We start from the raw sequence: 300 nt of genomic DNA on the forward strand, positions 1-300 counted from the left end.
CGTCACGACAGGCTGATTCCCAGCCAATTCCCGAACCCGATCAAGATCAAGCTTTTGCTCAAGATCGGTCTTATTGACAATGACGATGATGTCCATTCCCTTCGTTGCTTCAAAGAGCTTGATGTCTTCATCTGAAAGGGACTCGCTGTAATTGAGGACAAGCAAAATCAAATCTGCTTCTTTTAATACCTGTCTTGAACGTTCAACGCCGATTCGCTCGACGATGTCTTCGGTCTCGCGGATCCCGGCTGTATCGACGAGACGCAGCGGCACGCCTCTGACATTCACATATTCTTCAAT

General features: G+C 48.0%; 1 protein-coding gene. It reads right to left on the bottom strand.

The window, feature by feature from the left end:
* The coding region (locus J0695_RS46700; RefSeq protein ID WP_505383663.1) for a GTP-binding protein at positions 1 to 288 on the bottom strand (288 nt) is incomplete at its 3' end.
* Positions 289 to 300 lie beyond the last annotated feature (12 nt).

This window comes from Streptomyces beijiangensis, from assembly GCF_017315755.1.
GTDB classification, from domain to species: Bacteria; Actinomycetota; Actinomycetes; order Streptomycetales; family Streptomycetaceae; genus Streptomyces; species Streptomyces beijiangensis.